Below are 15,187 nucleotides of genomic sequence, written 5' to 3'. Positions count from 1 at the left end.
GCATGTGCAGTCATATAAGTAGGAATTGATTAATATGAAAGCAAAGATATGAAGAAGTAGAATTAAAGAAAAGACGGCATCGCCGAGACGCTTACCAAAAAGCACCTGTTTTCGGTTATCTCTCATCTCATTCATAAGTACCTGTCCTTTCCGCTGAAATGTACTTTCCATGAGATATACTTTACCGCTTCTTTGCATGTAGTATAGCCTGACTTAACCTGTTTATCAACTAAAGTTTGTGTATTAACTAACCGACATCTTCATCGTTCCACCCGGGTGAACGGATCATTGCACAATAATGAACTAACCTGTCTACCAACGTGATAAAGACTGCTCACCTGGGTAGAACGATGAAGATGTCGGTTAGTTAATACAATAATATATATAGGATAACATATGGGATACAGTGACTTAACATACAAACAACTGCTGGTTTTAAACAGATATAGCGACCACATCTTATGTACTTACTATGATGTGAGAGATAGGAATGAGAGATAACCGAAAACAAGTGTTTTTTGATGGGTAAACAATGAGAGATACCTGTTCGGAAAGGTATCTCTCATTTACTATATTGTTGACTATAAACATATTACACAGCCAACAATGAGACCGTGAGACTAAAATTATTTTTTTTCTTTCTGAAAGAGTGATTATTGGCCAACCATCTTCGTACTAAAAATATCCCCCGAAGCACCAATGTCATAAAAGTATGAACACCTACCTTGCCAGCACAGTCCTGTGCCTTGACAGGACTATAAGCAAGCATCAATTAAGCAACCATCAATAAAGTAACAACAGGAAACAGCAAAAAAATAAATTCTTCACTCCAGTTTTTAATAATTCCGGGAGATTTTTACTACATTCACAACATGAAATACAGAATTATACTTGGATTATCAGCAATTCTCTTTTTTACAGGATGTTATAATAGAGAATATATTTCCCGGCTTGACGAAGTGGAAGCTCTGTTACAAAACAAACCGGACAGTGCCTTAACAATATTAAAGCAGTTTAAGAGGGAAGGCAGTCAGGCCGAACAGGCTAAATATGCTTTGCTTTATTCTGCAGCTTTAGATAAGAATCATATTAAAATAACCGACGATTCACTTATTCAAAAAGCATGGAGCTATTATGCACACCGCCCGAAGAATTTACGCAATCAATGCAGAACCCTCTACTACTGGGGACGTATCAAGCTACGTGCAGGAGACAAACCGGGAGCATTGCGCCTTTTTCTCAAAATTGAAGAAAAGCTGAAAAACACTAATGAGCCTTATTATGCAGGACTGTTATACGGTCAAATCGGTGAAGTATATTATGAACAGATGAATTATAGCAGGGCCTACCATTATTTCCATGAAGCCCGTAATAACTTCCGACAGTCGGATCATGTTCGTGAAGAAACAGAGTCGACACTTGATATGGCAGCAGCAGCTTTTCATTCAAAAGATATAGAGAAAGCAATACGTCTCTACTCTGCAGCTCTTGATTTAGCTGATGAACAAAAGAACGATCATTTAGCCAAAGCCAGCCTCACCAACCTTGCCTCGCTTTATGTGGTATCTGGCAAACGACAGATTCCTCATGACTTACTACAACGTATCGAACTTTCCGCCCGGCAAGATACATTATATGGATACCACACACTAGTGGATGTAAACCTACTGAAGAATCGGATAGACAGCGCACGCCATTACCTGAAACTGGCGGAAGCTAATACCACGGATATCCGCGATATGGCAGACTTACAATACACTGCATACCGTATTGAAGCACAATCCAAAAACTTTGAAAAGGCAACCGAAAATATACACCGCTATATCTACCTGACCGATTCGCTGACACGATCAAACATGCAGTTTTCTGCTGGTATGGTTGAACGAGAATACTTTCAGGAACAATCTGCTTTTGCAGAGTATCGAATGAAAAACCGCACAACTTTAGAAATCATCTCCATAAGTATCATTATCCTACTGCTAGGTATAAGCTATTATATCATCCGCCAACGCCTGCGACTGCAACGCGAACGTACCGACCACTATCTGCTATTAGTAGAAGAAGCCAACTCCGAATATAAAACTCTGACAGAGCGTATGGAAGGACAACGCAACACAGAAAATCATTTAAAAGGACTGATTGCTTCTCGTTTTGACATCATCGACAAACTAGGAAAAACCTATTATGAACGCGAAAACACCTCATCGCAACAGGCTGCCATGTTTCAGGAAGTAAAGCAGATCATCACCGACTTTTCGGAGAACAATGAGATGCTGCAAGAACTGGAACTAATTGTAAATACCTGTCATGATAATGCCATGCAAAAGCTACGTACCGACTTCCCTGCAATGAAAGAAGCAGACATCCGATTATTATGTTATGTCTTTGTCGGTTTTTCCCCACAAGTAATTAGTCTGTTTATGAAAGATACAGTAGCTAATGTATATGCCCGCAAGTCACGGCTCAAATCACGTATCAAATCAGCGGAAACAACCAACAAGGACCTGTTTTTATCACTTTTCGGATAGGTGTTAGACCTGTGTTAGAAAGCTGAAGCACCACACAAAATAACAATCTGAATATCAACATTTTCCAAATAGAGGTGTTAGATTTATAAGGTTGTATCATAACTCAAAATTGATACAATCTCGCTACTTTTGCATTCGATTAAAATTGAAAAAAAGATTATGAGAAAGATTGTTATTCTACTAGGTATCATACTTTTTATGATAGCATGTGAAAAAGGAAACGAAGAAGTGAGAGAAGCTAAAGTAGTGGTTGTCGTTTATGATGAGAATGGAAAAATTGCAACGGGTATTCCCGTAAAGATGTATAATGAAAAAGATTATAAAGTATTTGAGAAAGATAATCTGACCTTACCTACTGCGGTTGCCCGGACCAATGAAAGCGGGATAGCCACCTTTATTTTACCACAAGAAGAATGGTTCGCAGCACAGTCGCAACGGTTCTTTACATTCGTGGTACAAGAAGGAGGCGGCCCTGATAATTACCAGATATGGTCTTCCGGCAGAAGCGTAGAAGCCGGAAAAGTCGTAAAAATAGAAATACGTTTGACCCAATTCCCTAACTAAACCTTGATTACAATGAAACAAACCGGACTTCATATAATTATAATACTTTGGCTGCAAATGGTAGCAGGATTTACATTAATAAGTTGCAGCACCGAAAACGATGAATATAAAAAGGATTCACCTCCGACGGAAAAAACATCTGAACCGACAGGAGCCTTACTTGAAAATTTTTCTATTGACCAACTGCCTGCAAAAACGATTTATGCATTAGGAGAGAGTATAGACTTAACTGGACTCAAAGTGACAGGCGAATATGATGATGGGAAACAACGACCTGTGAGTGTTGCCCCGGAACAGATCAGTGGTTTCTCTTCATCTATCCCTGTCGACAAACAGGAAGTAACCATAACGATAGAAGGAAAGCAAAGAAGCTTCACTATTCAGGTTTCACCTGTCCGCGTAGAAAATGGAGTTCTGACGGAGGTTTTGAAAGGATACGATGAAATCACGCTTCCCAATAGCGTGAAGTCTATTCCCAAAAATGCTTTTAACGGCAGCAAAATAAACAAGGTAATACTTAATGAGGGACTAAAATCTATAGGAAATATGGCCTTCTTCAATTCTACCATTCAAGAAGTCATATTTCCCTCGACTCTGGAACAACTTGAAGAAGATATATTCTACTATTGCTATAACTTGAAAAAGGTGGATTTAAGTCAGACAAAGATAACCAAACTGCCTGCCAGCACCTTTGTATATGCCGGTATTGAAGAAGTTCTATTGCCTGATATGCTAACAGAAATCGGTGCACAAGCATTCTTAAATACCTCACGGCTCAAGCTGATAGAAGTACCTGAGCGTGTTAAAACAATAGGTTTGGAAGCATTTCGGGAAAGTGGTATCGTCACTGTAAAACTGCCTAATGGTATTGTAAACATAGCAAGCAGAGCTTTCTACTATTGTCCGGAACTGACAGAAGTGACAACCTATGGACCGACATCCAATGATGACCCTTATGCAACAATTCAAGCTTATTGCTTTGAAGGATGCCCGAAATTAACACATTTCGAAATTCCACAAAGTATCCGAATATTGGGACAGGGATTATTGGGTGGCAACAGAAAAGTCACCCAACTGACCATTCCGGAGCATGTGACACAGATTAATTTTTCAGCTTTCAATAATACAGGTATTAAAGAAGTCAAAGTAGAAGGAGGAACTCCTCCACAAGTATTTGAAAAGGTATGGTACGGATTTCCGGATGACATTACCGTCATTCGCGTTCCCGCCGAATCCATAGAAAAATATAAAACCGCACCCGGTTGGCAAGAATACACAAACAAAATACAAGCATCCTGATACCTGTCTAAATTTCCGGTTGTAACCGTAAAAGTTGATTCTGAATCCACTTTTTTCGATTATAACCGGAATTTCCCTTTTATCTGGCTGCCATCAGATATATTCAGCAAATATTCTACCATACATTTTTACTGAAAAGGCTGTTCCGTTTTTCAGTTTTATTCTTTATCTTTGACGCAACAAAATAACTCTGAATTCACAAAAATAGAAAGCGGCAAGAGGATGCCAGATACTTAGTTATGACTATATTCATCATTATAGCTGTAATTGCAGTGATTTTCATCGCTATTTACAACTCGCTGGTAAGAAAAAGGAATGAGACTGAAAATGCTTTTGGAGCCATTGATGTAATGCTAAAAAAGAGATACGACCTGATTCCTAATCTGGTAGCTACAGTCAAACAATACGCAGAACACGAAAAAAGTACATTCGCACAAATCACAGAAATGCGAAACAAGTCGTATGCTTCTTTCTCCAGTCAGGAAAAAGAAAATCTGGACTCTGCTTTCTCACAGGCCTGCACACACTTCTTTGCCATTGCAGAAAACTATCCGCAATTGAAAGCCTCTGAAAACTTTGAACAACTACAACGTGCGCTTAATGAAACAGAAGAACAACTTTCGGCAGCACGCCGGACTTTTAACGCTTGTGTCACTGACTATAATAATGCCGTACAGACTTTTCCGTCAAATCTGTTAGCCGGAATGTTTGGTTTCACGCGCAAAAATGTGTTCTCCATTTCCGAACAGGAACGTGCTGTTCCAAATGTTAATAACCTGTTGAAACAGTAAAGACAAATATAAAATATGGCAGAAAACCCGCAATTTGAAACATTAACACAAAGCCTTTCCCCCACCCTGCAAAGCCTCGAGCAAAAACGCAAAGAACTAAAAAAGCAAGGACAGTCCACCGGAATATGGGTAGGAGGGGTTGTTTTCGTGATTGTCTCTGCATTTTCAGTTTATATCAACGCTGCACTTATTGGAGTTGGTATTGCAGCCGGGCTTGCTTTGTTGGCATACTACAGTTGTGTAAACGCCAAATCTCAGGAATTATCCTCGTATTATAAACAAAAGGTTATCGCACAAGTATTGCAATCATTTTGTGATAATGCCATCTTCACACCGGAAGAGGGAATCAAAGAAGGTATATTCCGGAGCTGCGGCCTGTTTACTTCGCCCGACCGTTATCATACAGAAGATCTCATACAAGGGCGGGTAGGAAAAACTGACTTTAGTTGTGCGGAAGTCCATGCCGAAGAAAGAAAAACACGTGTCAATTCGAAAGGACAAACGAGTCATTATTGGGTAGATATTTTCAAAGGTTTCCTTTTCATCGCCGATTTTCAGAAAGATTTTCAGGGGCACACCACTGTTTTAAGGAACAGTCTGTTCAAACTAAGCTTCAGCGGTTCACGGGTAAAGCTGGAAAACCCGGATTTTGAAAAGACATTCGATGTTTACTCCACAGACCAAATTGAAGCACGTTATCTCCTTTCTCCTTCAATGATGGAACGTCTTCTCGCATTAGACAGAGAATTCAATAAAAACATTACAATTAGTTTCAAAGATTCCAATATCCTGATCGCCATTCCCGAATCCAGGAATCATTTTGAAGCCAGCATCTGGAAATCTATTGATGACCTTAGCCAGCTCAAGAACGATTTCAGTATGATTCATGCATTAGTCTCCATTATAGAGGATTTAAATCTTAACACACGAATCTGGACCAAAAAATAAAAAGCCGGGTAAACAGAACTTAAATCTCTCCATTCACCCCCAATCCAAATAAAGCAAAGTCACCCAGACAGGGATCATCCGGAAAGACCTCAGCCAATGCTGCAGTTATCCTACGGGCATTTTTCAAGGAAAAAGTTTCCGCATCCGTCAATTGGAAGTAATAAGCTACCCGACAAACATGTGTATCTAAGGGAACAATCAGATCTTTACGGTCAAAACTCTTCCAAACGCCCAGATCAACTTCCGAATCACGACGAATCATCCAACGAAGAAACATATTCAGTTTCTTCTGAGGGCTTTTAGCAGAAACTTCAAGAAAGGCACATAACTTTTCCATCGGTATCCCGGGATACGTGTGCAAAGCATCTTCCAAACTTTCAAACTGAGAATAAGCCAAATACAAACGTTGAAAATATCCGTAAAAATCGGCATAGGAAAGCATCCGGTAAAAGCTATTCGTCACGCCCGCAGGAAAATCATCTTTCCATCGGCATGATAATACGTACTGATATGGTGAGCTTCCCATCAACCGGTGCAGTTCATCTGCCTTTTTCAATATCTGCTTGCGATTACCAAAACTCATAATCGCGGTCAACAGCCCACTTATCTCTATATCCTGTTTCAGTGTGTAACGATGCGGAAATTGCACCGGATCACTTGTAATAAATCCGGCACAATGATAAATCTCCGCACACATTAACAATTTATTTTTTATATCTTCTGTCATTTCGAAAAAATGTATCAATCATCAGAGATGCAAAAGTACATATTCTTATCCAATATTCTCTTCAGGTACAAAAGAGATTGTATCCCCAGCATGATTACAAACAAATACTCCGCCGTCATATACACTACTAAAGGGGCATGAAACCATTCACTCAAAAGATACAAATAACTCAAATATAATAATATCGTTATCAGCTGAAAGACAAAAGCCGGTTTTGTCTTTCCCGTTCCAGTGACAGCATTGATATATACATATCCGGGCAAGGCAAAGATATAATTCAGCAGCATGACCATAAATGGATAAAATGCCTGTTCTACCAACCAGTCATTGTCCGTATAAAATCCTATAATCCACTGACTACATAGAAGAGCCGCTCCCACCAATGGAAGTCCGAACAGATATCCTAACTTAAGAACTTTACGGCAAAGTGGAAAAAGTTCTTTCCCACGTCCTGCCCCAATCAGGTTGCTGACCAATGAACCGGTCGTAGAAGCAAATGAATTCACCACTACAAAAAATAAAGTAGAAACACTACGGGTAATATTAGAAATAGCCAGTTCCGTATGCCCCAAATGCTCTATTGCCACAAAAAAGAGAAACCAGGGAGCAACACTGATAAAAGCATGGAGCATACTCCATACCGACAAGTACAATAACTTCGCTAACAATTTCCTATCATAGACAAACTTCAATCCATATTTTATCTTGTTTACTCCCATCCGCATATATGCCAGAAGCACTAAGAAAGCCCCGAACTCTGCCAGAGAAGATGCCATCGCCGCTCCGGAAATTCCCAAATTCAACTTGAATATCAACCAATAATTGAGGGGAATATTAATGCAAACCGCAACAATAGCTGCTCCCGACAATGCTCTGGTATTTGTTATCCCTACCAGAAAAGACCGGAAAGCCAGAAAAGGAAACGAGAACAACAATCCGAAACTACGCCAGTTCAGATAGCAAATGACTGACTGATATATTTCATCAGAAGAAACTAACCGCCTTAGAATAAACGGAGAAGCAAAATGAATGAAACAACAAAGTAAGACTGCCATCCCCGACAAGAACAATAATCCCTGAAAGAATATTCGTCCGGTCTCCTGATAATGCTGCTCTCCGTTTTTACGGGCAATCATCACTTGTAATCCAATACTGAATCCGAATCCCAGCATATATATTGCCAGATAATAAATCCCTGCAAGTGCAGACGCCCCCAACTCGACTTCCCCTACGTGTCCTAAAAAAACAGCATCAGTAATATTGATTAATTGCTCCATCAGAATGCTCATCATTACAGGAAAATTGATAAGCCAGATTTGCTTATAAGTATAATTATTCATTGCTCAACTTTAAATAACACGAAACTGCGTACTGCATCCGATACAATACACAACTCCGCAAATTCATAAAAAAACATAAGAATTCTCTGCCCGATAGATTTGACCTACCGGATTAGCAGAATAGCTTCATTATAGAAAAAATGCGCTATCCGTTGAGCGTAGCTATATACAGAGTTTCATAAGCAGATGAATGATTCTTTATTTACTGTCCTGACCGCAAATATAGAAATAAATTCGTTAACCCTCTCCTCCCGGAAGAAAGTATATATGGGTTCATCAGATTCCGGTAACAGCCCTCATTCCTTTCTGTAAACCAAGAGTTACCCAGACAGAAAGTACAAATGGGGCAGTCAGCGTAGTGATTCCGGCATTCATCCCCCAAAGTTGGAACATAACAGATAATAACACAGAGAATATGGCATATGCTCCTCCCTTCCACGTCTTATCACCTAAAGCGATGGCACATAACACACCGTTATATCCCATCAATCCTGCATTCATTGCCATCGTTTCGACTCCCAATAATATGGCTACAGGAATAGGCAGCAACGCTCCCAAAACCGTATAGCAAGCATTCACACGCGAATTGACCAAAATTCCCAAAAGAAAGAGCACACCGGTCCATATGCTACTTCCCTGAAACATTACTTGTCCTATATTCAGGCTAAATGCACGGAAAAATGCCAAACTCTGTTCTCCGGAAGCATCTCCCGAAGACAGCAACAAAGCAGGAAACATCCAGGCACAAACAGCCAGCAATATCCATACGGCAAGAATAAAAGGAGCCGTAAACCCCGGCAAAAAACGTTGCAACCCCAAAAGACGGGCAATCCAGGTAGATAAACAGGAAGCAAGCACCAACCATACTAAAGAGCCGACAGTAACCGACATGAACACGCCGACCGCTATCCCTACCAAAGTACCATTAAACCCATATAGCCCATTATTTATATCTTCACGATTATAACCGGAAATATAGGCGGTCAACGTACTTATCACATTACCTGCAACGGCCAACAAAGCCATTTGCCACGAATTCAAAAGAATTCCAACCAACATTAGCGCCCCTGAAAGCGCATTATTCTGAAACATCACCTGACCAACTCCGCGCCCCAGAATAAGCAAAAATTTACCCATAAACTTCTTTTGTTGTCAATTTCAACATATTATTTCGGCACAAAAGTACATATTTTTCGTATATTAATAATAAAGAAACAAGCCTTATTAAAAACAAAAAGAGTTACCCGGTAAACCAAGTAACTCTTTCAAAAAAATAATCTATTCAGGTTCAAGCTCAACTTATGGTATTCCACAGATATTTCCTTACTTCTAAGTTAGCGGAACTACAAGAATATCTACAGACAAAATCAACAATTATCCAAAATTGAAAGGGAAACTGTTTTCATCTGATAAAGCAAGTAGTCCATTTTTTCTCTGAATACAGATTTTGTTCTCTCTCGCTAACCAGCCGGCAGCTAACGCTGTGCTTTCAACACTCAAATTTAATCTTCTCGCCAGCTCTGGTATCGAAATTTCACCAATTTCTTTTAGGGCAAGCCAGACTTTACCGGCATTAGTCCCTACGATTCTTTTATCCATGGCTATTCTTTATTTATAATTCGAAAGCAAGATAACATTTTTAGCAATAGTTTGTTACAAAACAGAGAATTTTCTTCGTAAGATTAACGTTATTTAAACGTTGAAAATTATTCCGTTATTAATTGTCGACCTATTGACCAAATTTTATGCCATTACGACATTGGAAGAGCAGTGATTTATCAAAAAAGATTCCCGGAAGTCCGACATGACAAATTTCGAATCTTACTAGAAAAAATATATTTTAGCAACATCGGACAAGTCCGTTACTTTTTTTACCCATACCTTTGCGAAGTGAAATAAAAATCAGCCCATGCAACAGAAAAAGACAACCCAGGAAGAATATCAGAAGTGTGTAAATGCCGTCATTGAATACATCAACCAGCATTTGGGAGAAGACATTGATTTGAAATCACTGGCCAGAATTTCAAATTTCTCTCCTTTCTACTTCCATCGGATTATGAAAGCTTTCCTTGGTGAGCCTGTCGGCACGTTTATTGTCCGGACGCGGACAGAAGCAGCTGCACGGCTACTACGTTACTCGGATATTCCCATAGCCGATATTGCCTATCGGATCGGATATTCTTCGCCTTCTTCATTGTCTAAAGTGTTCAGGCAATTTTATGGTATTTCACCTTTAGAGTATCGAAACAATAAAAACTTTGTAATTATGAAACCAGCGATTATCAGGCCAGACCTGGAACTGAAAAGAGAAATTAAAAATGTACCCGAACGGAATCTGATCTATATCCGCCTTTCAGGTGACTATAAACAAAATGACTACTGTGGTACCTGGATACGCTTGTGCCAGTTTATCGGAGAACAAAACCTGCCGATGGGGGACTGTAGCCCTCTTTGTATCTACCATGATGATCCGAAAGTAACACCAACGGAGAAACTACGTACGGATGTGTGCATGGTACTACCCATAAAAACTGCCCCGAAAGGCGATATCGGATTCAAAACGCTCCCCGCCGGACGCTATGCAATCTTTCTTTATAAGGGATCGTATGATAACCTGCAAGCTGTATATGATACAATTTATGGAAAATATCTGCCCGAAATGGAATGTACACTACGTGACGAGGCTAGTGCCGAACGTTATCTGAATAATCCGCGTGATACAGCCCCCGAAGAACTACTGACGGAAATCTATATTCCTATAGAATAAACAGAAGAAAGAAAATGAAGTAACCCCAAAAGTTTTATATCTGACTTTTGGGGCGAACTTCACAATACTGCGGTACAGACTAGTTACTTTTCAGCGTAGATACCAATCCGATTTCCCTCGCAATCAGTAAATACAGCAAACCAGCCCCTACCTTCCACTTCGATTTTTGTTCTGGGAATCACTACCTTTCCACCCTTCTGAAGTACTTTCTCCAGAGTCTGTGCTATATCCTCACAATTGAAATGAATCAGAACTCCATGTTCCGAAGGAAGGAAATCAAACTCTGAGGAATAAGAAATGGCTCCAACAGTTTCACCTTCTTCCTCAAAACACGCCATTTTTTCCTTTTCGCATTCAAATACAGAAAGTTTGGTTTCCAAAACAGTTTCATAGAAGTCGACTGCCCGACGAAAATCAGTGGATGGGATCTCAAAAAATGCAATTAAATTCTTCATCTCATTCTTTTTTATGGTTACTACTAAGCCTTTGCAAAGACAATGCAAAAGTAGGAGAACCACATAAGTCCCGATAGGAAAAAAAGGACATCTTCAGAGATCCGAAAAATAATCGGAATAGGGAGCACAAACGGAAAGGTATTCTGCAGGAGTATAGCCGGAAAAGAGTTTGAATTCCTTAATCATATGAGATTGATCTGAAAACCCGCATTCATAGGCTACTTGTACAAAAGGAGCGGCCATATTCTGTTGCAACACTGATAATGCACGCTGCATACGAACAATTCGAACCATCTCCTTAGGAGTCGTTCCCACATAATCGGCAAAAATCCGCCCGAACTGTTTGCTGCTCAGACAAGCCACTTCCGACATTTGCGAAATACTAATTTGCGGCTGGAGGTCTATTTCGTGGAAAACGGCAGACATTCTCCTCATATTATATTCCGCAAAAGAGTACAGACGGCGAATGAAAAACTGCTCAATCAAACGAATGCAAGCGATATTATCAAAAATATCAGTCACCCGTTTGGCTAAATCCGACAGTTCCACATCTTCCACCGCATCAGTAGAAATATTCTGTCCATGAAATAAATAACCGGGAATATGGAGCAATGGTCTGACCGCATATGGCTGGAAAACAACAGTGATCATCTCAATCTTTCCCGTTGACTGCACATCGGAAAATCCGACCGACTGACCGGAAATAAAAGATTGCGGCTGTAATGCCGACTCACTCAGTGACAGAAGCTGTCTCCCTTTATGAAATACCATCTGCATGCAACCCACAGGCAAAACCCGTTCGGCAACAGGAAACACCGCGTCATCCTGCAATATCCAGTAATGCCGGATATAAGGTGCTAACGCGGTGCAGGGTTTTATAATCTGAAATGATTGCATACAGCAAAGATATTACTTCTTTATTCAAATGCAAAAGTAAAGCCCTCGTTTGAAAATGTATTGTAAAAAAGAGACATTTCATTTATTAAATCACGGATAACCCATACTCATAGGCATTTGACATCGCATCATAGTCTTCAGCCGAATACTTGCCTTTATCCCTTGCTTTCTGCATATCTTTCATGAAAGACTCTACAGTAGAAAGGAAACTTTGATAGTTTTTTATTTCTTCATCATAACCTGTCACTGCCGGAAGTTTTTTCGCAGCTTCCCATTCTTTTCTCAACTCTGCCATTTTCAGGTCAATCCGCGGACCGTCCATCGTATGTTTGCGGGAATATATATTCATGATACTTTGTACTGTATTGGACATTTTGCGCATGGCCATTATCTGTTCCTTTAAGGGTTCGTCGGCTAAAATTTCTTTTTCCGCCTGCTCTGTCAAAGGACTCAGAATATCGAAAATAACTTGTTTGTATTCAGACAATGCCACACTCAACCGATAATTTTCGTCAAGCAACGCACCGGCTTTAGCCGTCTCATTAGCTTTTTTATATGACAGAAACTTATTAAAGTTAGCATAGAATTGTGTTCTTGTCTGAAACAATCCGGCATAATTCTGTTTCAGATTCTGACGGATTTCCGCATTAAAATAATCTCCCGGGTCCATTAGTTCGGCAGTGTCTCGTGCAGAAATTTCCGGAGGCGCAATCGGAGCTACTTCAGGCACTTTACCTGTCTGCTCCATATATCCCAATACCGCATTTATATCTTTCGCATTGGCAATATGTTTCAATACGATAAGTGACGTATGATAATAATTGATCACTTTACTAGCGTTATCCAATTCCTCCGGGCTCTCCGAAGACACAGTTTGTTTCTTGTTCCCTCCCGAACAGGAAGACAATAGCAGAACACCGACCAGTGCTCCAAACAATAAGATTTTTTTCTTCATAATGTTAAGTTTTTAAGTTGTAGATAGAACGATTCGCTTCTTTAATAAGCCATGCAATAACTAACTCGTACTATAACAATAAAAATCGAGTTTTGTTATAAACAAACAATACACTTTCGATAACTGTTATATCTTATATTCATTAAAAACTGGAAATTATGGAACAATCATTTCAAAAAGGAACAGTGCTTCATTTAGCTTCCCTTATCGATTATTCAGAAGGAGGCATTATCAGCAAACAGTTAATTAAAAGTCCGGCAGGAAACATCACTTTATTCTCTTTTGACAAAGGTGAAGGGCTCAGTGAACATCGTGCTCCGTTCGACGCACTCGTACAAGTATTGGAAGGCAGTGCAAATATTACCGTAAACGGAACACTATTTATTGTAAAAGCAGGAGAAAGCATCGTATTCCCGGCTAACGCTCCGCATGCCCTTACGGCAGCAGAAAGATTTAAAATGCTGCTGACCATGATTAAAGAACCTGCAACCGTATAAAAACAAAAAATGGCTACTCATCGCGAGCAACCAATCTTTTGTTAACCTTAAATCTAATACTTATGAAAAAAACACTGTACAAAAGTACCAACTTTCAGGTAAATAGCAAATTTCAGAGCCAAAACAGACGATATTATAACACGGTTTAATAGTCTCGAAATCCTATTAACATTTTAGACTTCTCATGTTAACATTTAACATATTCATTCACAATCTTCCTCAAAGTGACATTCCAACATATAATATAAGCATCTTTATTCAATATACTCCCTTGCTGACAGATGCCAATAAGTAAGGAGGTTACCAATCTCCATTCCATTTATCATTTTTTCACCCGAAAAATATTGGGATACGGTTGTTTTACCGTAACTTTGATATATGATAATCAGTGCCAGTCGCCGGACAGATATTCCGGCATTTTATTCTCCATGGTTCTTCAACCGGATAAAGGAAGGATATGTGTTAGTACCCAATCCTTTCAATTCCAAGATGATCAGCAAGGTCAGTTTAAATCCTGCCGTAATAGACTGTATTGTATTCTGGACAAAAAATCCGGCTCCGATGATTGAGAAGCTGGATAAACTGGAAGACTACAAATACTACTTCCAGTTCACTTTAAATCCATATGGAGAAAAATTAGAAAACAACCTGCCTTCTGTTGCTAAACGAATAGACATCTTTAAACGTCTCTCCGATAAAATAGGGAGGGAGAAAGTTATCTGGCGCTATGACCCGATATTGACGAACGAAGAATTCAACGTCTCCTTCCACAAAGAAGCGTTTGCCCGTATTGCCGACGGACTCAAAGATCATACTGAAAAATGTATGCTGGGGTTCATCGATCACTATCAGCACATCCGCACCGCTGTAGGACAGTTCAACATCAAGCCACCGGCAAAAGAAGAAATAGAAGAGATAGCCGTTTCTTTCAGGCAAACGATGGATGCATACCCAACCCTCCAATTGGATACCTGTACCTCTAAAGTTGACTTGCGACATCTGAACATTCCTGCGGGGCTATGTGTCGACAAAGAACTGATTGAAAGAATTACCGGTTATCCGATTCTTGCTAAAAAGGATAAGAATCAGCGCAACATCTGCAACTGCATTGAAAGTATCGATATAGGCACTTATGAAAGCTGTCTCAACGGATGCATTTACTGCTATGCCATCAAAGGTAACTATAACAGCGTGGAATACAATATGAAGAAACATGATAAACACTCTCCCCTACTTATCGGAAATTTGTCAGAAGACGACGTGGTGAAAGAACGGGATATGAAAAGTCTGAGGAACGGACAATACTCATTGTTCTAAAACTTACGGATCAATGAATAAATCTGAGGGATGAAATTACAAATTCTTATCTTTGCCTTCAAATTTATAGAAAATGGAGTTAAATGTTTATCGTCTTCTTCT

At 39.7% G+C, this 15,187-nt stretch carries 15 protein-coding genes; 8 read left to right on the top strand and 7 right to left on the bottom strand.

What is annotated here, in order from left to right; genetic code table 11:
* Nucleotides 1–872 precede the first annotated feature (872 nt).
* From BLW31_RS23150 to BLW31_RS23130, 5 genes are all read left to right on the top strand, one after another.
* Nucleotides 873–2,528, top strand: a complete 1,656-nt coding sequence (locus BLW31_RS23150; protein ID WP_010539100.1) for a tetratricopeptide repeat protein — start codon at nt 873–875, stop codon at nt 2,526–2,528.
* A gap of 159 nt (nt 2,529–2,687) precedes the next feature.
* Entirely contained in the window at nt 2,688–3,092 is a 405-nt protein-coding gene (locus BLW31_RS23145) for a hypothetical protein (RefSeq protein ID WP_010539101.1), read from the top strand.
* A gap of 12 nt (nt 3,093–3,104) precedes the next feature.
* Nucleotides 3,105–4,391 (top strand): leucine-rich repeat protein, encoded by a 1,287-nt coding sequence (locus BLW31_RS23140; protein ID WP_010539102.1) that lies wholly within the window; start codon nt 3,105–3,107, stop codon nt 4,389–4,391.
* Nucleotides 4,392–4,630: 239 nt separating this feature from the next.
* Entirely contained in the window at nt 4,631–5,182 is a 552-nt protein-coding gene (locus BLW31_RS23135) for a LemA family protein (protein WP_010539103.1), read from the top strand.
* Between the two features lie 15 nt (nt 5,183–5,197).
* Nucleotides 5,198–6,130 carry a DUF3137 domain-containing protein gene (locus BLW31_RS23130; protein WP_010539104.1) on the top strand — a complete coding sequence of 311 codons (933 nt, stop codon included), beginning with the start codon at nt 5,198–5,200 and terminating at the stop codon, nt 6,128–6,130.
* 19 nt (nt 6,131–6,149) lie between these two features.
* Here the strand turns inward: BLW31_RS23130 and BLW31_RS23125 are convergent, their stop codons facing one another.
* The 4 genes from BLW31_RS23125 to BLW31_RS23110 form a co-directional block, all read right to left on the bottom strand.
* Complete coding sequence (locus tag BLW31_RS23125; protein ID WP_029425677.1) at nt 6,150–6,857, bottom strand: TIGR02757 family protein; 708 nt, start codon at nt 6,855–6,857, stop codon at nt 6,150–6,152.
* A 14-nt stretch (nt 6,858–6,871) separates the two neighbouring features.
* On the bottom strand, nt 6,872–8,197 hold the full coding sequence (locus BLW31_RS23120; RefSeq protein WP_010539106.1) for an MATE family efflux transporter: 1,326 nt from the start codon (nt 8,195–8,197) through the stop codon (nt 6,872–6,874).
* A gap of 276 nt (nt 8,198–8,473) precedes the next feature.
* A complete protein-coding gene (locus BLW31_RS23115) occupies nt 8,474–9,334 on the bottom strand; it encodes an urea transporter (protein ID WP_010539107.1) in 861 nt (286 codons plus the stop codon).
* A gap of 237 nt (nt 9,335–9,571) precedes the next feature.
* Nucleotides 9,572–9,796, bottom strand: a complete 225-nt coding sequence (locus tag BLW31_RS23110; protein WP_010539108.1) for a winged helix-turn-helix domain-containing protein — start codon at nt 9,794–9,796, stop codon at nt 9,572–9,574.
* Nucleotides 9,797–10,106: 310 nt separating this feature from the next.
* Here BLW31_RS23110 and BLW31_RS23105 point away from each other — a divergent pair, with 310 nt between their 5' ends.
* Nucleotides 10,107–10,964, top strand: a complete 858-nt coding sequence (locus tag BLW31_RS23105) for an AraC family transcriptional regulator (RefSeq protein ID WP_010539109.1) — start codon at nt 10,107–10,109, stop codon at nt 10,962–10,964.
* Nucleotides 10,965–11,047: 83 nt separating this feature from the next.
* On the opposite strand, the gene BLW31_RS23100 is transcribed toward BLW31_RS23105, so the two are convergent.
* The 3 genes from BLW31_RS23100 to BLW31_RS23090 form a co-directional block, all read right to left on the bottom strand.
* Nucleotides 11,048–11,419: a VOC family protein gene (locus tag BLW31_RS23100; protein ID WP_010539110.1), complete on the bottom strand. Its 372-nt coding sequence runs from the start codon at nt 11,417–11,419 to the stop codon at nt 11,048–11,050.
* 93 nt (nt 11,420–11,512) lie between these two features.
* Nucleotides 11,513–12,316: a helix-turn-helix domain-containing protein gene (locus tag BLW31_RS23095; protein ID WP_010539111.1), complete on the bottom strand. Its 804-nt coding sequence runs from the start codon at nt 12,314–12,316 to the stop codon at nt 11,513–11,515.
* Nucleotides 12,317–12,401: 85 nt separating this feature from the next.
* Entirely contained in the window at nt 12,402–13,271 is an 870-nt protein-coding gene (locus BLW31_RS23090) for a DUF6845 domain-containing protein (protein WP_010539112.1), read from the bottom strand.
* 158 nt (nt 13,272–13,429) lie between these two features.
* On the opposite strand from BLW31_RS23090, the gene BLW31_RS23085 reads away from it, so the two are divergent.
* Both BLW31_RS23085 and BLW31_RS23080 read left to right on the top strand, forming a co-directional pair.
* A complete protein-coding gene (locus tag BLW31_RS23085) occupies nt 13,430–13,768 on the top strand; it encodes a cupin domain-containing protein (RefSeq protein WP_010539113.1) in 339 nt (112 codons plus the stop codon).
* A 378-nt stretch (nt 13,769–14,146) separates the two neighbouring features.
* Nucleotides 14,147–15,085 (top strand): DUF1848 domain-containing protein, encoded by a 939-nt coding sequence (locus tag BLW31_RS23080; protein WP_010539114.1) that lies wholly within the window; start codon nt 14,147–14,149, stop codon nt 15,083–15,085.
* Nucleotides 15,086–15,187: the final 102 nt, after the last annotated feature.

Source organism: Bacteroides faecis MAJ27 (genome assembly GCF_900106755.1).
GTDB classification, from domain to species: Bacteria; Bacteroidota; Bacteroidia; order Bacteroidales; family Bacteroidaceae; genus Bacteroides; species Bacteroides faecis.
The sequence above is the reverse complement of the archived record's forward strand: the minus strand, read 5'-3'. Positions and strand labels throughout refer to the sequence as shown.